14 protein-coding genes are annotated in these 18,653 nt (G+C 68.2%); 4 read left to right on the plus strand and 10 right to left on the minus strand.

Annotated elements, in window-relative coordinates; translation table 11 throughout:
• Window positions 1-43: 43 nt before the first annotated feature.
• From tatA to pafA, 4 genes are all read right to left on the minus strand, one after another.
• The gene (tatA, locus tag HT102_RS10415; RefSeq protein WP_192039351.1) at window positions 44-331 is read right to left on the minus strand and encodes a Sec-independent protein translocase subunit TatA; all 288 of its coding nucleotides are present in this window, start codon (window positions 329-331) and stop codon (window positions 44-46) included.
• A gap of 112 nt (window positions 332-443) precedes the next feature.
• On the minus strand, window positions 444-1,436 hold the full coding sequence (locus tag HT102_RS10420) for a helix-turn-helix transcriptional regulator (protein WP_192039352.1): 993 nt from the start codon (window positions 1,434-1,436) through the stop codon (window positions 444-446).
• Window positions 1,436-2,425, minus strand: coding sequence for a helix-turn-helix transcriptional regulator (locus HT102_RS10425; protein WP_192039353.1), 990 nt, complete (start codon window positions 2,423-2,425; stop codon window positions 1,436-1,438). Before HT102_RS10425 ends, HT102_RS10420 begins: the two co-directional genes overlap by 1 nt.
• A gap of 36 nt (window positions 2,426-2,461) precedes the next feature.
• Entirely contained in the window at window positions 2,462-3,820 is a 1,359-nt protein-coding gene (pafA, locus tag HT102_RS10430; RefSeq protein ID WP_192039354.1) for a Pup--protein ligase, read from the minus strand.
• 305 nt (window positions 3,821-4,125) lie between these two features.
• Between pafA and HT102_RS10435 the strand changes: the two genes are divergently transcribed.
• Entirely contained in the window at window positions 4,126-4,587 is a 462-nt protein-coding gene (locus tag HT102_RS10435; protein ID WP_192039355.1) for a phosphatase PAP2 family protein, read from the plus strand.
• Between the two features lie 143 nt (window positions 4,588-4,730).
• Here the strand turns inward: HT102_RS10435 and prcA are convergent, their stop codons facing one another.
• From prcA to dop, 4 genes are all read right to left on the minus strand, one after another.
• Complete coding sequence (gene prcA, locus HT102_RS10440; RefSeq protein ID WP_192039356.1) at window positions 4,731-5,438, minus strand: proteasome subunit alpha; 708 nt, start codon at window positions 5,436-5,438, stop codon at window positions 4,731-4,733.
• A complete protein-coding gene (gene prcB, locus HT102_RS10445; RefSeq protein ID WP_408611343.1) occupies window positions 5,435-6,304 on the minus strand; it encodes a proteasome subunit beta in 870 nt (289 codons plus the stop codon). The genes prcA and prcB overlap by 4 nt, the downstream gene beginning before the upstream one ends.
• On the minus strand, window positions 6,301-6,495 hold the full coding sequence (locus tag HT102_RS10450; protein ID WP_192039358.1) for a ubiquitin-like protein Pup: 195 nt from the start codon (window positions 6,493-6,495) through the stop codon (window positions 6,301-6,303). The genes prcB and HT102_RS10450 overlap by 4 nt, the downstream gene beginning before the upstream one ends.
• Before the next feature lie 140 nt (window positions 6,496-6,635).
• Entirely contained in the window at window positions 6,636-8,135 is a 1,500-nt protein-coding gene (gene dop / locus HT102_RS10455) for a depupylase/deamidase Dop (RefSeq protein ID WP_192039359.1), read from the minus strand.
• Here dop and HT102_RS10460 point away from each other — a divergent pair.
• The gene (locus HT102_RS10460) at window positions 8,134-8,535 is read left to right on the plus strand and encodes a hypothetical protein (protein ID WP_192039360.1); all 402 of its coding nucleotides are present in this window, start codon (window positions 8,134-8,136) and stop codon (window positions 8,533-8,535) included. The two genes, dop and HT102_RS10460, sit on opposite strands and share 2 nt — an antisense overlap.
• A 178-nt stretch (window positions 8,536-8,713) precedes the next feature.
• Here the strand turns inward: HT102_RS10460 and arc are convergent, their stop codons facing one another.
• A complete protein-coding gene (gene arc, locus HT102_RS10465) occupies window positions 8,714-10,468 on the minus strand; it encodes a proteasome ATPase (protein WP_192039361.1) in 1,755 nt (584 codons plus the stop codon).
• A gap of 265 nt (window positions 10,469-10,733) precedes the next feature.
• Between arc and HT102_RS16310 the strand changes: the two genes are divergently transcribed.
• On the plus strand, window positions 10,734-14,525 hold the full coding sequence (locus HT102_RS16310; RefSeq protein ID WP_192039362.1) for an nSTAND1 domain-containing NTPase: 3,792 nt from the start codon (window positions 10,734-10,736) through the stop codon (window positions 14,523-14,525).
• Between the two features lie 318 nt (window positions 14,526-14,843).
• Entirely contained in the window at window positions 14,844-15,302 is a 459-nt protein-coding gene (locus HT102_RS10475; RefSeq protein ID WP_192039363.1) for a hypothetical protein, read from the plus strand.
• A 144-nt stretch (window positions 15,303-15,446) separates the two neighbouring features.
• Here HT102_RS10475 and HT102_RS10480 read toward each other — a convergent pair whose 3' ends face one another.
• Window positions 15,447-18,644 carry a DEAD/DEAH box helicase gene (locus HT102_RS10480; RefSeq protein WP_333473384.1) on the minus strand — a complete coding sequence of 1,066 codons (3,198 nt, stop codon included), beginning with the start codon at window positions 18,642-18,644 and terminating at the stop codon, window positions 15,447-15,449.
• Window positions 18,645-18,653: the final 9 nt, after the last annotated feature.

The following is an 18,653-nucleotide window of genomic DNA, read 5'->3' on the forward strand; positions in this document are numbered from 1 at the left end:
GCAGCGCCAGCCGCTGCCGGACTGGCGCTGCGCGGGCCGCGCGCTAAGCGCGCTGATCAGGCTGCTGCTGCTGGTTGCCCTGCTGGGTATAGCCGCTCTGGGCTTGATCGTCCTGGGTCGTGGGCGCGGCGCTGATCTGCGGAGGCGCGGACTGCGGGGGCTGCTGGGCGCTATCGGTGCCGCCGTCGTTGCCCATCTCCTTGATCTCGCTCTTGAAGATGCGCATCGAGCGCCCCAGCCCGCGGGCCGCGTCCGGCAGCCGCTTGGAGCCGAACAGCACCACGATGACGAGGATCAGGATCAACCAGTGCCACGGGCTCGTGAATCCCATTGTTCTTTCAGCCTCCCACATTGACGTCGGTTCCGATGCTACCCGAGATCCGGCCGGGGCATCCGCGCCCCGAGCGCGCGTTCACCAACGCTTCATCCACTATCAGCGGTCATCAAGCCTGCCGGTAGCGCTCGAGGCCCGCCTCCGCCTGCTGCCGCATCCGCTGCGCGAGCCCGGCCGGACCGACCACCGTGATGCTCGCGCCGAAGCCCAGCAGCATCCGCGCCATCCACTCATCCGAGGCATAGCGCATCTCGACCTGCACCCGGCCGTCATCGAGGCGGTGCTCGTTCTCCACGGGGTAGTAATCGACGAACCATCCCGCCGAGGGCTCGATCACCAATCGCGCGACCCCGAGGTGCTCATGGTCGCTGAACAAGCCATCGGCCGTGGCGCGCTGGGCATCCGCGGGGATCCGCGCGGGCTGATCGAGCAGCCGGGCGGACTCGATGCGGTCGAGGCGGAACAGCCGCACGTCCTCGGCCATGCGGCACCACGCCTGCAAGTAGGCCTGGTCATCGACGAGCAGCATCCCCATCGGATCGGCGACGCGCTCGCTCACCACATCCCGCGAGGCGGAGTAGTACACGATGCTCAGGGCACGCTTGCGGCGCACCGCCTCCCGCACGACCGCGAGCCTGGCACCCGCGGCCGGATCACCAGCCCCGGGCTCCGCTGATGCTTGCTCGTCCTGGCCAGGCTCCCGGTTGTCATTGCTGGATGCCGCGACCCCGGCAGCGGACTCGATCTTCGCGATCGCCCGCCGCACCGCCGCGGGGTCCGCCATGCCGGGCTGATCGAGCAGCGCGCGCAGCGCCACGAGCAGCGCTGTGGCCTCCGGCCCGGCCAGGCGCAGCGGCCGCTCCATCCCGGCCGCGTAGGTCACCGCCACTGTCTCGCCCTCGAAGGAGAGATCGATCAGGTCACCGGGACCGTAGCCGGGCAGGCCGCACATCCACAGCAGGTTCAGATCGTCGACCAGCTCCTTCTGCGTCACGCCCATCTCCCGGGCCAGGTCAGCCTTGGAGATGCCCGGGTTGGCCATCACGTACGGCACCAGGTTGAGCAGGCGAACCAGCTTCACCGACAACCGCGACGACGCCATCACCGATCACCTCCCGCGGCCCGCAGCGCGCCCTCGAGCACCGCGATCACCGCGTTGACGAGTTCCGGCGGCTCGATCGCCACGGCATCGGGCCCATGCCCGGCCACCGCCCGGGCCAGCCACTCCCACGAGGACGACTCGACCTCCAGCAGGTCCCCTTCCGCGCCGTCGAGCACGTGCGGCACCGCGGCCGAAGCGATGCGCCGCAGCTCGTGCACCTTGCCCGACGCCACCCACACCGTCGCGGGAAGCTGCGCGACCGGACGGCTGGCGACCGCGCGTGCGATCAGCTCATGGATATCCACATCGTCGGGCTTGCGCACCATTCCGCGCTTGCCGATCACGCTCACCTCGCCGGCGATGCGGGAGAGCCGGAACGTGCGCACCGCCTGCTTGTGCCGATCGAGCCCCACCAGGTACCAGCGGCCCCGCCAGGTGCCGATGCCCCACGGCTCCACCTCGCGCTCGCGGAAATCCTCCCCGGCGCTGCGCCGGTGCGCGAACCGCACGGCGGTACCCGAGTCGATCGCCTCGAGCAGTACCCGCACCGCCTGCTCCGACGTGCGGGCACGCTGCGGCACCATCGTCACCGGAACGCCCTCGATCACCGGGACCCCGCCGGCACGCAGCTTCAGCAATGCCGCCTGCGTCGCCGCGTGCAGCTCCGGCGACTGCCACAACTGCGCCGCCACCGCCACGGCCGCGGCCTCGTCCTGATCAAGCTGCACGTCCGGCAGCTCGTAGGCATCGCGGCGGATGCGGTAGCCCTCCGTTGCCGAGTGCCACGACGCCCGCCCGGTCTCCAGGGGGATGCCGAGGTCCCGGAGCTCCGCCTTGTCGCGCTCGAGCATGCGGTAGTAGGCGTCGTCGCTGCCGTCGCGCGGATAGCCCGCCACCGTCTCCCGGATCTGGTCCGCGGTGAGGAACTGCCGCGTGGACAGCAAAGCGATCACGAGGTTGACCAGTCGTTCCGCACGTGCTGCCGCCACCTGATCGTTCCTTCCCGCTGCGTGCCCGCTACCACGTCACATGGCGGCGATGAGCCGTTCCACCCGCTCATCGACCGACCGGAACGGGTCCTTGCACAGCACCGTCCGCTGCGCCTGGTCATTGAGCTTCAGATGCACCCAATCGACCGTGAAGTCCCGGCCACGATCCTGCGCCGCCGCGATGAACTCGCCGCGCAACCGTGCCCGCGTCGTCTGCGGCGGCAGCGCCGTCGCCTGCTTGACCTCCTCGTCGGACGTCACCCGGGCGACCAGGCCCTTGCGCCGCAGCACATCGAAGACGCCGCGGCCCTGCTTGATGTCATGGTAGGCGAGATCGATCTGCGCGATCTTCGGATCGCCCAGCGGCAAGCCATGGCGCTCCTCGTACCGGGTGAACAGCTTCCGCTTGATCACCCAATCGATCTCCGTATCGACCTTGCTGAAATCCTGCGACTCCACAGCGTCCAGCATGCGGCCCCACAGGTCCACCACCTGGTCGAGCTCGTCGCTCGGCTCGCGCGCCGCCAGGTACTCCACCGCCCGGGCGTGGTACTCGCGCTGGATCTCCAGGGCGCTCGCCTGGCGTCCCCCCGCCAGCCGCACCGGCTTGGTGCCCGTGATGTCATGGCTGATCTCGCGGATCGCGCGGATCGGGTTGTCCAGCGCGAAGTCCCGGAACGGCACGCCGGCCTCGATCATCTCTAGCACAAGCGCCGCCGATCCCACCTTCAGCAGGGTCGTCGTCTCCGCCATGTTTGAATCGCCCACGATGACATGCAGCCGGCGATACTTCTCCGCATCCGCATGCGGCTCGTCACGGGTATTGATGATCGGCCGCGACCGCGTCGTCGCCGAGGACACGCCCTCCCAGATATGCTCCGCGCGCTGCGACAGCGTGAAGATCGGCGCCTTGACAGTGTGCAAAACCTTGCCCGCGCCACAGATCAACTGCCGGGTGACGAGGAACGGCAGCAGCACGTCAGAGATGCGGGAGAACTCCCCGGACCGCGACACCAGGAAGTTCTCGTGGCAGCCATACGAGTTGCCCGCGGAATCAGTGTTGTTCTTGAACAGGTAGATATCACCCGCGATGCCTTCGTCGGAGAGCCGCTGCTCCGCATCGAGGAGGAGCTCCTCGAGGATCATCTCGCCGGCGCGATCATGCGCCACGAGCTGGCGCAGGCCATCGCACTCCGCGGTCGCGTACTCCGGGTGGGAGCCCACATCGAGGTACAGGCGCGCCCCGTTGCGCAGGAACACATTGGAACTGCGCCCCCACGACACGACGCGCCGGAACAAATACCGTGCCACCTCGTCCGGGCTCAACCGACGATGCCCATGAAAAGTGCAGGTGACACCGAATTCTGTCTCGATACCCATGATTCTTCGCTGCACCCTCGCCACACTACCGCCACCGTCACCGTCCTCAGCGGCGACTGCCGCAACAAATCGTCACCGATCGTCACTTTTGCATTGCATGCACGGCGGCAATGCCTACTCTGGACGATATGGATGCGCCCGGCCGCGCCGAGACCGGCCCCGCGGAAGATGCGACTGCCCACCCGGCAGCCGCCCACTTGGCGTCCCGCCGTGCCGCGGCAGCAGCCGCTCCGCGCGCGGTGCGCCGCGCCGTTGGGCAAGCGGACCGCCGGTTCGTCGAGCGTTCCGCCCATTGGCGCCCCACGCCGATGGATCGGGCGATGATCGCGCTCAGCCGCTCCACCAGCAAGGGCCAGGTGTGGATGGGAGTGGCCGCGATCCTTGTGGCCTCCGGCGGCAACGCCCGGCGCGGGGCGGTGCGGGGCGCCGTCGTGCTCGGCGCCAGCACCCTCGTCGCGAGCCGGCTGCTCAAGCCGCTGTTCCCGCGCAACAGGCCACCGGAGAACGCCATCCCCGGCACGCGCCGCTTCGGCGCCTCCCCCACCACCCCATCGTTCCCGTCGGCGCACTCCGCGCTCGCGGCAGCGTTCGCTACCGGGGTAGCGATCGAATCACCCCTCGCCGGCTACCTCATCGCCCCGCTCGCCGCCGCCGTCGCCTACTCGCGCGTGCACACCGGGGTGCACTGGCCCTCCGATGTCGTCGCGGGCGGTGTCGTCGGCGTCTCGGTGGCGCTGCTCACCCGCCGCCTATGGAGCGCCGACTCCGCCGCCGTCGAGTAGGGGCTGGGTTCCGCGGCAGGGCCGGGTGCCGCGGGGTTGGCTGCCGCGGGTCCCAGTGGAAGCTTTTCCCGCGTGAGGCGGGAAAAGTTTCCACTCGCGCGCGGCTACCGGAGGTTTCCGCCCGTCGCTCCCGTCGCGACCAGCTATCCGAGCAGCTCGGCGAGATCGCCACCGCGGATGCGGCGGAACGCCCGGCGCGGGCGCGTGCTCTCCAGCACCGCCACCTCGAGCCCAGTGGGATCAAGGGTGCGCGTGTCAGCCTGGCCGCCCGGCGCGGGCGCCTTCTGCAACGCCGTCACGGAGGTGCGTAGCGCCTCGGCGAGCCCGAGACCCGGCTGATAGGTGGTGCGCAGGTCCGCGAGGATCGGCTCGGTGGAGCCCCCCATGACCACGAAGTTGCGCTCGTCGGCGATCGATCCGTCGTAGGAGATGCGGTAGAGCTGCGGGGGCCGTCCTGCCCCGGGCGGGGCGACCTCGGCGACGCATAGCTCGACCTCGTACGGCTTGGGCTGCTCGGTGAAGATGGTGCCGAGCAGTTGCGCGTAGGCGTTGGCCAGGGCGCGCCCGGTCACGTCGCGGCGATCATAGGAGTAGCCGCGCATGTCGGCGTGGAGGATCCCGGCGCGACGGAGGTTCTCGAATTCGTTGTACTTGCCCACCGCGGCGAAGCCGAGGCGATCATAGAGCTCGCTGATCTTGTGCAGCGCCGTCGAGGGATTCTCCGCGACCAGCAGCACGCCATCCTCATAGGCGAGCACGATGACGCTGCGGCCCCGCGCGATGCCCTTGCGCGCGAGCTCCGAGCGGTCGCGCATCACCTGTTCGGCGGATGCGTAGTACGGGAACGTCACGGCTGCTCATCCTCCCCTGCCGATGCCTTGCGCTGGTTGATGATCTCCTCGGCGATCGCGCTGATCCGCTCCGCCGACACGGCTTGCGCCCCGGACCGCGTGATCACAGCCATCGTGGGGTAGAGCTGGCGGATCGCATCGAAGCCGCCCGTCGCGGTGTCATCGTCGGAGGCATCGAACAGTGCAGCGACCGCCGCGCGCTCGGCCTCCTCGCGCGCGAGGCCCTTGCGGTAGGTCTTCTTCAGGGCAGACCGGGCGAAGAGTGATCCCGAGCCCACCGAGTAGTAGCCCGCGTGCTCCTCGTACCGCCCACCGGTGACGTCGAAAGATACGATCCGGCCCGCGGAAGCATCGCTCGCGGCATCCACATCGAAGCCCACGAACAACGGCACAACGGCGAGGCCCTGCAAGGCCGCTCCGAGGTTGCCACGCACCATCGTGGCCAGGCGATTGGCCTTGCCGTCGAGCGTCAGCGCCACGCCTTCGATCTTCTCGTAGTGCTCGAGCTCGACCGCGAACAACCGGACCAGCTCCACCGCGACGCCTGCGGTGCCCGCGATGCCCACCGCGGAATGCTCATCGGTGATGAACACCTTCTCGATGTCCCGGCTTGCGACGATATTTCCCATGGTGGCTCGGCGATCGCCAGCGATGAGCACACCACCGTCGAACGCGAGCGCGACGATCGTGGTGCCGTGCGGAGCCAGGTCCTCGCCGCCGCCGCGACCGCCAAGGTCAGCGGACCGGCTGCCCGGCAACAGCTCGGGAGCATGGATGCGCAGGTAATCGCTGAACGAGGACAGTTGCGAGTACCGCTGCGCCCCCGCGTCGCGCTGCATCATGCGCCATAGATCCTGCCCCGTCACTGTCCGCCCTTCTGCACGTAGGCACGAACGAAGTCCTCGGCATTCTCCTCGAGGACATCATCGATCTCGTCGAGGAGGTCATCGGTGTCCTCCGTGAGCTTCTCGACGCGCTCCTGGCCTCCGGTACCGGTCCCCTGGGTGGCATCGTCGTCATCGTTGCCACCGCCCCGCTTGATCTGCTCCTGAGCCATAGCGGCCACCTCCTCGATCGGTGCGTCTCGCCGGGGCGTCGGATCTCGTTCACCCGGGCGATAATTCAACAGTACCGGCAGACCCTGACAACGTCCCGCAATGCTGATGTTGTTCGCCGACGGCGCCGGCGCCGCAGCGCCTAGCGACCCAGCTTCTCCACGAGCTCGCGCGCGGATCCCACCGAATCCAGCAGGCCCTGCACATGCCGCTTAGTGCCCCGCAACGGCTCCAGCGTCGGCACCCGGACCAGCGACTCCCCACCCAGGTCGAAGATCACCGAGTCCCAGCTTGCCGCCGCGATATCCGCGCCGAACCGGCGCAGGCACTCCCCGCGGAAGTACGCGCGCGTGGATTCCGGCGGATTCGCCACCGCTCGCAGCACCTCCTCCTCGGTGACCATGCGCTTCATCGATCCGCGTGCCACCAACCGGTTGTACAGCCCCTTGTCGAGCCGCACATCCGAGTACTGCAGGTCCACTAGGTGCAGCCGTGGCGCGGACCAGGCCAGTCCCTCGCGCTTGCGGAAGCCCTCGAGCAGGCGCAGCTTCGCCGGCCAATCAAGCAGGTCCGCGCAATCCATCGGATCGCCCTCGAGCTTGCCCAGCACCTCCAGCCAGGTAGCGAGCACATGGCGCGCCCGCTCATCGTCGTCGCCGCGCCGGTCCAGGAAAGCCTTCACCCGCTCGGCGTACTCGCGCTGGATCTGCAACCCCGTCAGCTCGCGCCCATCGACCAGCTCCACCGTTGCCTTCAGCGTCGGATCATGGCTGATCGCGTGCACCGCGTCGACCGGGTGGCGCAGTTGCAGGTCCGCGAAATCGTTGTTGGCCTCCACCATGTCGAGCACCAGCGCGGTGGTGCCGACCTTGAGGTACGTCGCGGTCTCGGCGAGGTTCGCATCACCAATGATGACGTGCAGGCGGCGATACTTGGCCGCATCAGCATGGGGCTCGTCGCGGGTGTTGATGATGCCGCGCTTGAGCGTCGTCTCCAGCCCGACCTCCACCTCGATGTAGTCGGCCCGCTGGGAGAGCTGGAAGCCCTCCTGGTCACCGTGCTGGCCGAGGCCGACCCGCCCCTGCCCGCAGATCACCTGCCGCGACGCGAAGAACGGCGTGAGACCAGCGACGATCGTCGCGAACGGCGTCTCCCGCCGCATGAGGTAGTTCTCATGGGTGCCATACGAGGCACCCTTGCCATCGACATTGTTCTTGTAGAGCTGCAGCCGGGGGTTGCCCGGAACCGAGGAGCTATAGCGCGCGGCCGCCTCCATCACGCGCTCGCCGGCCTTGTCCCAGATCACCGCATCCCGCGGATCCACGACCTCGGGCGCCGAGTACTCCGGGTGCGCATGATCGACATACAACCGGGCGCCGTTGGTGAGGATCATGTTGGCCGCGCCGACCTCGTCGGCATCGATCACGGGCGCCGGGCCGCTGTATCGACCCAGGTCGAAGCCACGCGCGTCACGCAACGGGGACTCCACCTCGTAGTCCCACCGCGTACGGCGCGACCTCGGCACCCCCGCCGCCGCGGCATAGGCTAGCACCGCCTGGGTCGAGGTGAGGATCGGGTTCGCGGACTTGTCATCCGGCGAGCTGATCCCGTATTCCACTTCCGTGCCCATGATGCGCTGCATGACACCACAGCCTAGGCGATCTCTCCGGCGCAAGGGGCGGCCGGGCGCGAGGACCAATGCGTGGCAGCAGCTTCGGCGGGGCGCGAAGCATCCGGACAAGGAGATCGCGACCAAGCCAATGAGGCACGCGACATGCGAGCAACACGCTGGCATCGCCACCGCCGTCCTCATCCAGGGCGCCGACCCCGAGATGGATTGCCGCGCCGATCCCGCCGAGGCCGGGCTGGTCATCAAGGAGGACGGATGGGTGCCCGTCGATGAGTCCGGCACCGCCTTCGTCGTTCTCGAAGGAGGTGTAGCGGGCGAGGTCTCGATCACCTGCGCTTACCCCAACTCCGATGTGTTCTGGGCAACGCACGCGGAGTCGGTGGCGCTGAGCTATTCCGTGCCGCTGGGCTAGTCCGTGCTGCTGGGCTAGCCGCCGGGCTCGCTCGGCAATAAGCCTATGAAACGCAACGCTTGCGGCCGTCTATATCCGTTTCGTGTTGGGTTTCATAGGCGATTTGCGGCACCGGTCCATCCGGGCCCTACTGGGCGGCGCCGGTCCAGATGGGTACGCCCAGCCGACCGAGCGCCTCCTACAGGTACTGTCCGGTCTGCGACTCGGTGTCGATGGCCCGGCTGGCACTGGCGTTCTTGCCGGTGACGAGGGTGCGGATGTAGACGATGCGCTCGCCCTTCTTGCCGGAGATGCGCGCCCAGTCGTCCGGGTTGGTGGTGTTGGGCAGGTCCTCGTTCTCGGAGAACTCGTCAACGATCGAATCGAACAGGTGCTGCACGCGCAGTCCTCGCTTGCCGGTGTCGAGGAACTCCTTGATGGCGAACTTCTTGGCCCGGTCGACGATGTTCTGGATCATGGCGCCGGAGTTGAAGTCCTTGAAGTACAGCACTTCCTTGTCGCCGTTGGCGTAGGTGACCTCGAGGAAGCGATTGTCCTCGCTCTCGGCGTACATCCGCTCGACCACGCGCTCGATGATGCCGTGCACGCAGGCGTCGCGGTCCCCGCTGAACTCCGCGATGTCGTCCTCGCTGATGGGCAGCTCGCTGGTGAGGTACTTGGAGAAGATGTCGATGGCTGCCTCGGCATCGGGGCGCTCGATCTTGATCTTGACGTCGAGGCGCCCGGGGCGAAGGATCGCGGGGTCGATCATGTCCTCGCGGTTGGATGCGCCGATCACGATGACGTTCTCCAGCCCCTCGACGCCATCGATCTCGCTGAGCAACTGGGGCACGACAGTGGTCTCGACGTCCGAGGAGACGCCGGAGCCGCGCGTGCGGAAGATCGAGTCCATCTCGTCGAAGAACACGATGACGGGCGTGCCTTCCGATGCCTTCTCGCGGGCACGCTGGAAGATGAGCCGGATGTGGCGCTCGGTCTCGCCGACGAACTTGTTGAGCAGCTCAGGGCCCTTGATGTTGAGGAAGAAGGACTTCGCCTCCTTGGTGTCCTCTCCGCGGGCCTCGGCGATCTTCTTGGCGAGCGAGTTGGCCACGGCCTTGGCGATGAGGGTCTTGCCGCAACCTGGGGGGCCGTAGAGCAGGACGCCCTTGGGCGGGCGCAGCGCGTACTCGCGGAAGAGATCGCGGTGCAGGAACGGCAGCTCGACGGCATCACGGATCTGCTCGATCTGCCGGGAGAGGCCACCGATGTCGAGGTAGTCGACGTCGGGCACCTCCTCGAGCACGAGATCCTCGACCTCAGCCTTGGGGATGCGCTCGAACGCGTAGCCCGCCTTGGTGTCGACGAGCAGGGAATCACCGGGGCGCAGCACGCGTGGCGGCACCAGCGGGTCGGTCTGCTCGGGATTGACGAGTGGCTCGGCGAGCCAGACGACGCGCTCCTCATCGGCATGCCCTACCACGAGGGCACGGTGGCCGTCGTCGAGCAGCTCGCGCAGGGTGCTGATCTCGCCGATCTGCTCGAAGGATCCTGCCTCGATGATGGTGAGCGCCTCGTTGAGGCGCACGGTCTGGCCCTTGCGCAGGGTCGACGCATCGACGTTAGGGGAGCATTGCAGGCGCATGCGGCGCCCGGAGGTGAACACGTCTGCCGTCTCATCATCCGGAATGCCCACCACCACCCCGTAGCCGCTCGGAGGCTGCCCGAGCCGGTCGACCTCCTCGCGCAGGTTCAGGAGCTGCTGGCGTGCTTCCTTGAGCGTGTCGAGGAGCTTGGCATTGCGGGCGGCGAGGGACTCGATGCGCGCCTCTAGCTCACGGACCTTCTGCGGATTGGTCGCGAGCTGGCGGCGCAGGCCACTGATCTCGGACTGCAGGTCCGTGATCTCCCGGTTCAGTTCTTCGCGGTCGCGGGGACGTTCTGACGTGCTCATGGGCGTCTCCTCCCGTTCTGGTCCCCCCACGTTACCGGCGATGCGGCAGTGATGGGGGGCGACGCAAGCCTATCCGGTACAACGCGGCCCCTGGGACGGCGATTCCGGGCGCTCCCGCGCGCGACCAAGATCTCAGCGCATTCTCAGGCAACGCCGGAGATGACCTGTCGGGCAAATGTCCTACATGTATGGGGAATGTCACACCGATCCTCTAATGTCCTGCACTATGAGCGAATCGGGCAAAAGCCACAACGGGAGCCGAGCGGTGAGCCCCACCATGATCACCAACCGCCTCGAGCTCGGCGCTGCCCTCACCGCGCTCCGCAACCAGCAGGATCTCACCATCCGCGACGTCGTCGAGAAGTCCGGCGTGCTGCACGGCACCGTCAGCGGCTGGTTCGCCGGCCACCACGTTCCCACCAACGCCAGCAAGCCCGCCTTCGATGATCTCCTCGCCGCCATCGGAGTGCCCGACCCGGAGCAACAGCAGGAATGGTGGCAGGCCGTCGTGCGCGCCCGCCGCTCCCCCGGGCGCCGCGGCGGCGACCAGCATGCTCCATACAAGGGACTGGACGCCTTCGCCCCAGAGGATGCCGAATGGTACTTCGGCCGTGACAACCTCGTCAGCGAGGCCCTCGATCGCCTCGCCCGCAAGCCCGGAATGGCGCTCGTCATCATCGGTGCCTCCGGCGCCGGGAAGTCCTCGCTCCTCCGGGCCGGGATCATGCCCGCGCTCGCCGCCGGTCGCGCTGACCGCGGCCAGCCCCTCGCCCCGGTACTGATCACGCCAGGCAGCACCCCCCTCCAGGCGCTCGCCGAGGCCAGCGTCGATGACCACTCTGTGCTGTGCATCGATCAGCTCGAAGAGGTGTGGACGCAATGCCGCGACGAGGCGCAGCGCAGGGCGTTCCTCGAATCGCTCACCACCCTCGCTGCCCGCCCGCGCATCATCCTCGTGCTGCGGGCCGACTTCTTCGCCGCCGCCGTCGACGAGCCCACGCTGCTCCAGCCCCTGCGCGAGAACACCCTCGTCGTGGGGCCCCTCACGAGCGACGAGCTGCGCACCGTGATCACCGAGCCCGCCGCCCGCGCCGGCTATACGCTCGAGGGCGGCCTCGTCGAGGTGCTGGCCAGTGATCTCGCGCCCCGCGATTCTGCCCAGACCCATGACCCGGGCGCCCTTCCGCTGCTCTCCCATGCGCTGCTCAGCACCTGGGCGCTCAGCAGCCGCAAGCACATGACCGTCGCCGACTACCACGCGACAGGCGGCATCAAGGGCGCGCTGCAACAGACCGCCGAGAGCACCTTCGCCGCGCTCGGACCCGCCCAGCAGGAGCTCGCACGACGCGTCTTCCAGCGGCTCGTCACTGTCGATGGCCCCGCCGAGACACGGCGCCGCGTGCCCCTCGCCGAGATGCTCGACACCCGTGACCGGGACACCATCCGCGCGACCATCGAGCTCTTCGCCGACCAGCGCATGCTCACGCTCACCGAGGACGCGGTCGAGATCACTCACGAGATCCTCCTCCGCGAATGGGCCCGCCTGCGCCAGTGGATCCAGGACAACAAGGACAGCCTCGTCGCCCACCGCCGCATCACCATGGCCGCGCGGCTCTGGCGGGACTCCCAGCATGACCCCAGCACCCTGCTGGGAGCTGGACGCCTCGAGGTCTTCAGCCATTGGGCCAGCACCGACGACCACCATGCCGAGCTGAACAACCTCGAGCACGAGTTCCTCGCCGCGAGCGCCCGGCACCATGAGCAGATCCGCGCGGGGGATGCCGCGCGGCAGGACCGTCTCCGCCGACTCAATGCCTCTCTCGCGACGATCGCGATCATCGCGGTGGTCGCCGCGATCACCGCTGCCACTGCCGGGGTGTACGCCAGCAAGCAGCGCAGCAACGCCGAGCTCGCCCGCAACGAATCGATGTCCCGGCAGGCCGCTGTGCAGGCACAACGCACCCGCGAGGACACCCCTGCCCTCGCCGCGCAGCTCGCTCTCGCCGCGTACCGCATCAATCCCACGATCGAATCGCGCACCGCGTTGCTCGACGCCACCGCGACACCCACGCCCATGCGCCTCGCGCACGCCCCGGGTGCCACCGGATTCGCGCTTTCCCGCAGCGGGAGCACCCTCATCGCGACGTCCGCCGACGGCACTGCACACATCTACCGCATGAACGGGCACGCCTCCGCGCCCACGCTAGCCAGCACCCTCACCACCGGCGAGGAGGGCAACCACCACTCCTACGCCGCGGCGCTCTCCCCGGATGAGTCGCTTGCCGCGTTCGGTGGCGGCAGCGGGCTTGTGCTCTGGCAGCTCGACGGCGAGCAGCCCTCGTTCCTCGCCGCGCTCGATACCAACAACGAGCCCGTCCACGATGCGCAGTTCGCCCCGCACGGCCACATCCTCGTCGCGGGCACTCCCGACGGCGGCATCCTCCGCTGGGACCTCACCGACCCCGCTAGCCCCCTGGCGCTGCCCGGCATCGTTCCCGACAACCCACTGCCCCAGGCGAGAGCGGCCATCGCCCACTCCGCCGATGGCCGCATCATGGCCACCTCCACCAACGCGGGCACCGTCAGCCTCTGGGACGTCAGCGCGCCTGCCAGCGAACCACGCCTGCTCAGCGACCAGCCACTCGAGGGAGACGGGACGATCGTGGCCAACGGGCTCGCGCTCAGCCCGGACAGCCGATATGTCGCCGCCGCCACGACCGCTGCTGACGTGCGGCGCTGGGAGATCACCGACCCCACGAGCCCCACGTCCCTCGAACCGCTCACCGGCTTCGATAGCTGGGTCAACGGCGTGGCCTTCACCAACGACGGCAGCATCCTCGCCACCGCGAGCTCCGACCAGACCGCCCGCACCTGGGACTGGGCCACTGGCACCGAGCTCACCCGGTTCCACTCGCCCGCGCTGCTCACAGGTATCGCCTTCACCGCCACCGAGGACACGCTGATCACCGGCGGCGACGACGGCATCATCCGCATCTGGCCCGTACCCGGCCCCGTCCTCGGCGGGATCACTGGCGTGGTGTTCCAGCTGCGCTACAACGACGACCGGACGCTTCTCGCCGTCACAGCCGGACGCGGCGACCGGAGCGTGCACCTCCTCGACACGACCGATCCCGCCCGGCCCCAACGGCTCAGCCGAATCGACGTGCCCGAGTTCAGCGCCACCGCAGCGATCACCGACGACGGCACCCTCCTCGCGGCCGGCACCCTCGACGGCGAGGTCCACCTCTGGGACACCAGTGATCCCGCCAGGCCCCGCCAGCTAGCCACCGTCGCCCACGATCATGACTCGCTCGTCGCGGCGCTCGAGATCTCCCGCGACAAGAAGACCCTCATCACCAAGACCTACGCCGGGCCCGAGAACGGCGTCTGGGACATCAGCGATCCTACGAGCCCCCGGGCTCTCGATGCCCTGCCCTCGCAGCGCGGCCGCGGCTACCTCGGCGACTTCAGCCCCGACGGCGCTCTCTACGCGCTCGGCACCGCGGGCGGGGGCGTGCCCATCTGGCGCTACACCGGCACCGGCGAGTTCGAGTACCTCGCCGACGCGGGCAACTTCGAAGGACACGTCGAGGCCGTCAAGTTCAGTCCCGACAGCACCCTCATCGCGGCTGGCGGCGGTGGCGGCGATACCGCCATCCGGCTCATCGATGTCACTGATCCGGACGATCCCCGCATCACGGCGACCTTGCACGGGCCCCGCGTTGACATCTACTCGCTCGACTTCAGCGCCGACGGAACCCGCTTGATCGGAACCTCCGGCGACCAGATCTGGATGTGGGACATCACAGACCCCAGCGATCCCCGCATCCTCGGCGTTCCCACCGCGTACGAGGGCCGCGCCAACGATGCGGTATTCATCGGCGAGGACCACCACATCGCCGCCGCCGGGTGGGAGAAAAACGTGCGCGTCTGGGCGAGCGACCCGGAGTCCGCCGCCACCTGGGTCTGCGAAACCCGCGGCACTGCACTCACGAGCAACGAATGGGAGCAGTTGCTCCCCGGAGTGCCCGAGACCGATATCTGCGACGGCGAATAGCCAGGAATGCCAGTGAGCGCAGGCTGGCGAAACTGCCGACCAGCCCCTCGGGAACGACCGCTGTTCCTTGGGGTCCCGCGAAGGAGACCCAGCGCAAGCCCCGATCCACAATCACCCGTGCCCGAATCGAAACACGATTGTTTTGCCCGATTCCGCTGAAAAAAATGTGATCTGCATAACAGAATAGGGGTGGTTCGTGGAGTTGCGGACCAGGACACCGAGGAGGTGGCCCGGGTGAGCCTCACAGTGACGTGCTTGACTCCTCCGGAAATGTTTCGTGCGGCAGCACTGCGCTTCCAGCCAGGACAACGGCACCGCATGAACGTCGAGTTCCGCAACGAGGACGGCGACCGCGTGCACGATGCGATCATCCTCGATTGCCAATGGACCGAGGACGCCGTGTCCATGGTGCTGATACTCGAGCAGGGCCAGCGCGTGCATGTCGACATCCCCGACACCGCTCCCGGCTCCGCGCGCGCCGCCGTCATCGTCGCGCCAACCACGCTGTCGATTCCCCTGCTCGTGCGCGGCGTCGAGCGGTGGCTCATGTGGCAATCCAGTAGCGACGAATGGAACTCCAGCGGCGGGCCATTCGATCACCTCGCCCCGCTGCGACGGCAACCCCTCGCCTGGCGGCAAACCCTCGCACAGCATGCCGAGAACCGCGAATGGGCGCTCGTGCTCTCCCACATGCGCGACGCCTTGCGCCCCCTCCATGGCGACACCCTCGTCTGCACCGCCGCGGTGATGTTCGACGTCAACGGCACCGTTCCGTAGCCGCTCGCGCCGGCAGGCGAGTTTCGGGGCAAACGCGATAGAAGCTGCTCGAGAACCCGCGTGGTTTCCGGTGCGTTTGACGATTCCAGGTGCTTTTGCCGACGATGTGAGCCCGCAGGCCCAGAGCGAGCCAGCAGGCCCAACCTAGGTGAACAATCCGCGGATGTCGTCGGCGGTGAGCGCATTGCTGAACCCGGCACCATCGTCGAGGACATTGCTCGATAGCTGCGCCTTGCGTTCCTTGAGCTCCGCGACCTTTTCCTCGATCGTGCCGCGGGAGATCAGGCGGTAGACGTTGACGGGGCGGGTCTGGCCGATGCGGTGCGTGCGATCGACCGCCTGCGCCTCGGTGGCGGGGTTCCACCAGGGATCGAGGATGTAGACGTAGTCGGCCTCGGTGAGGTTGAGGCCGAATCCACCCGCCTTCAGGCTGATGAGGAACACTGGCGCGGTCCCGGCGCGGAACGCATCGAGGACCTTGCCCCGGTCGCGGGTGGAGCCGTCGAGGTAGGCGTACGGTATGCCCGCGTTATCGAGGCTCTGCCGGACGAGCGCGAGGAAGCTGGTGAACTGGCTGAACACTAGCGCGCGGTGGCCACCGGCGATGATGTCGTCGAGGTGCTCATGGAGGATCTGGATCTTCGCGGACGGCACCCGCTCGTGGGCAGGGTCGACAAGGGCGGCGTGGAGGCTGAGCTTCCGCAGCGTAGTGAGCGACTGCAGGATGGTGATGCGGTGCTTGTCGATGTCATCAACGAGCCCGAGGATCTTCTGCCGCTCGCGCTGCAGCCGGGTGTCATAGGCCTTGCGATGCTTGGGGTGCAGCGGCAGGTCAAGGAGGGTTTCCTGCTTCGCTGGCAGGTCGCTGGCGACGGCCTCCTTGGTGCGGCGGCGCAGCAGGGGCGCGATGCGGCGCTGGAGCTGCCCGAGGCGCTCGGCGTCACCGATCTTCTCGATGGGCTCGGCGTAGGTCTCCTTGAACGCCCGCGGGTTGGGGAACAGTCCAGGCGCGGTGATGGAGAGCAGCGACCACAGTTCCATGAGGTTGTTCTCGATGGGTGTGCCGCTGATCGCGAGCCTGAATGGCGCGGGGACGGTGCGGCAGCAATTATGGATCTTGGATTGGTGGTTCTTGGCGATCTGCGCCTCGTCGAGTATCAGCCCGGACCATGAGTGCAGCTGGTGGGCCTCGTTGTCGAGCCGGAACAACGTGTAGGACGTGACGACGATGTCCGCGCCCGCGATCGTGGCCTCGAGGGTGGTGCGGCGCTTGGCAAGCGTGTCGGTGAGGGTGACGACGGTGAGCCCGGGGGTGAAGCGGGCGGCCTCGTCGGCCCAGTTGGGGACAACGCTGGTGGGGGCGACGATGAGGAAGGGCGGCGCATCAGGATGCTGCTCGCGGGCATGCGCGATGAGAGTCAAGGTTTGCAGCGTCTTGCCGAGGCCCATGTCATCAGCGAGGATTCCGCCAAGATGATTGCGCCAGAGGAAGGCAAGCCAGTCGTAGCCGTCCTGCTGGTACGGGCGCAGCGTGGCGCGCAGGCCATGGGGCAGAGCAGCAGCGGTGGGCCTATCGGTGCGCAGGGCCGTGACGTGCCGGTCCCATTCGGCGGCTTGCTGGCCGATCACGCCGCACTCGACGAGCTCGTCCCACCAACTGACCTGGTAGCGGTTGATGCGCAGCCCCTCGCCGGGCTTGTCGGTCAGCGCCTTCGCCTCGCTGATCAACGACCGCAAGGTGTCGAGCTCGGGCCGGTCGAGAGTGAAGTAGGCGCCACCGGGCAGGATCATGCGCGTCTCGCCGCTGTCGAGGGCACGGAACACATCCGGGAACGCGAGATTGGTGCCATCCACGCTGACAGCCACATCGAGGTCGAACCAGTCGGACTGGCCGGTGAGATGCGTCGTGGACAACGTGATCGCGAACGTATCGTCGGCGTCGCGGAAGTCGGGGACCTCGCCGGTGATCTCGACGTCGATGCCGGCATGTTCACGCAGCCCCGGCAAAAGGTCCTCGACCAACGTGACAGTATCCATGCCCTGATAGGCCGTCGGTTCCAGGGGAATGAGCGTGCCGATGCTCCGAGCCAGTCCCTGCTCGGCAGCAGGATCCCGGATGCCATCGGGCTCGATCGGGGCGAGCACGGGGAAATCCGCGACCGTATCGTCGATCCGGTACCGCCAGCTGCACAGGCTCGCCGCGCGATAGTCGATCTCGAACACCAACTGCACCAGTAGCCGCGGGCCCGTGACCTCCGGCGGGGCGAAAGTGTCATCGCTCGACCGGATCGCGGCGCGCGCACGCAGGCGCGGGTAGTACGCGGTGGCGAACCGGTGCGCATCAGCGGCAGGGACGCTCAAGGGCTGCGCGTCGAGCAACACGGGCCGCAACGGCTCAGGCACCCCAGTGGGACAGGCAGCGAGATGCAGGCAGCCCAGGTCATCCCGGTACGCCACTCCATGGCCGTCGGCGCCGAGGAACCCGATCGGCCGAAGCTCCTCGGCGCCCCGCGCAGGCTCCCCCGCCATCGCGCCCGGCGGGACGGTCGCGCCGATCCGCAGGCCGCCGTCCTCGCCGCGCCGCACATCCAGCACCAACTCCGCCGGAGGATGCAGCTCCACCATCGCCCAATCGCGATCCCGATCGAGCAGCGCTACCCCGCGATCCAGCAAATCCTGCAGGATCGGCCAGAACCGGACGCCATGGAACTCGGCGAGATCCAGCTGCCCATCGAGCGCCGAGCCGCGCGCCCCGCCCCGCCCCGCCTGGTAGACGGCATGGAACTCGCGCAGCAAGCGCAACTGCTCCCCATCGATCGCCATGCGATGCTGCACATAGGGCAGCTCGTTCCACGAGATCGCCGTGGACAACCAGCCTCTCCGGCCCTGCGTGACCAGCCGGGCCACCAAGCGATGCCCCACCATCCCCGACCGCTCCTGCGCCCGCGTCAACGGCTGCGCCGCCAGCTCGACGCCCAGCAGCGCCGTTTCCGCCGGCGGCTCGTCATCAGGCAGCAATCCCGCCAGGGCCTGCTCCCACGCCGACAGCCGCAAGGCGGGCTCCAGCTCCCGCACCGACTCCACCGCGGTGGCCACCAGCGCGACCGTATGCTTGCAGTCCTGCCGCATCGGGCAGCTGCACCGTCCATGATCAAAGCGCAGCTCGCCGCCGACCAGCGTGAAAACCGCCGAGGTGCGATACGAGTTCCGGCCGCTGCCAGCGACGATGCCCCGCAGCGCCGAGGCTGGCGCGTCCCACGAATGATCCAGCACCGCCCCGTCGCGGGCATAGCCCATGCCGCGCCAGAATGTCGCCTCGCCCACCAGGGGGCGCAGCGTCACGGTGGCAAA

It is taken from the genome of Lolliginicoccus lacisalsi (genome assembly GCF_014841105.1).
Classification (GTDB): domain Bacteria; phylum Actinomycetota; class Actinomycetes; order Mycobacteriales; family Mycobacteriaceae; genus Lolliginicoccus; species Lolliginicoccus lacisalsi.

Excerpts from the sequence above, each read along its gene's own strand:
- HT102_RS10460 (WP_192039360.1), top strand. The coding sequence starts at position 8,134 with ATGACACCACAGCCTAGGCGATCTCTCCGGCGCAAGGGGCGGCCGGGC.
- HT102_RS10420 (WP_192039352.1), bottom strand. The coding sequence starts at position 1,436 with ATGGCGTCGTCGCGGTTGTCGGTGAAGCTGGTTCGCCTGCTCAACCTG.
- arc (WP_192039361.1), bottom strand. The coding sequence starts at position 10,468 with ATGAGCACGTCAGAACGTCCCCGCGACCGCGAAGAACTGAACCGGGAG.
- dop (WP_192039359.1), bottom strand. The coding sequence starts at position 8,135 with ATGCAGCGCATCATGGGCACGGAAGTGGAATACGGGATCAGCTCGCCG.
- HT102_RS10435 (WP_192039355.1), top strand. The coding sequence starts at position 4,126 with ATGATCGCGCTCAGCCGCTCCACCAGCAAGGGCCAGGTGTGGATGGGA.
- HT102_RS10450 (WP_192039358.1), bottom strand. The coding sequence starts at position 6,495 with ATGGCTCAGGAGCAGATCAAGCGGGGCGGTGGCAACGATGACGACGAT.
- tatA (WP_192039351.1), bottom strand. The coding sequence starts at position 331 with ATGGGATTCACGAGCCCGTGGCACTGGTTGATCCTGATCCTCGTCATC.
- HT102_RS10475 (WP_192039363.1), top strand. The coding sequence starts at position 14,844 with ATGAACGTCGAGTTCCGCAACGAGGACGGCGACCGCGTGCACGATGCG.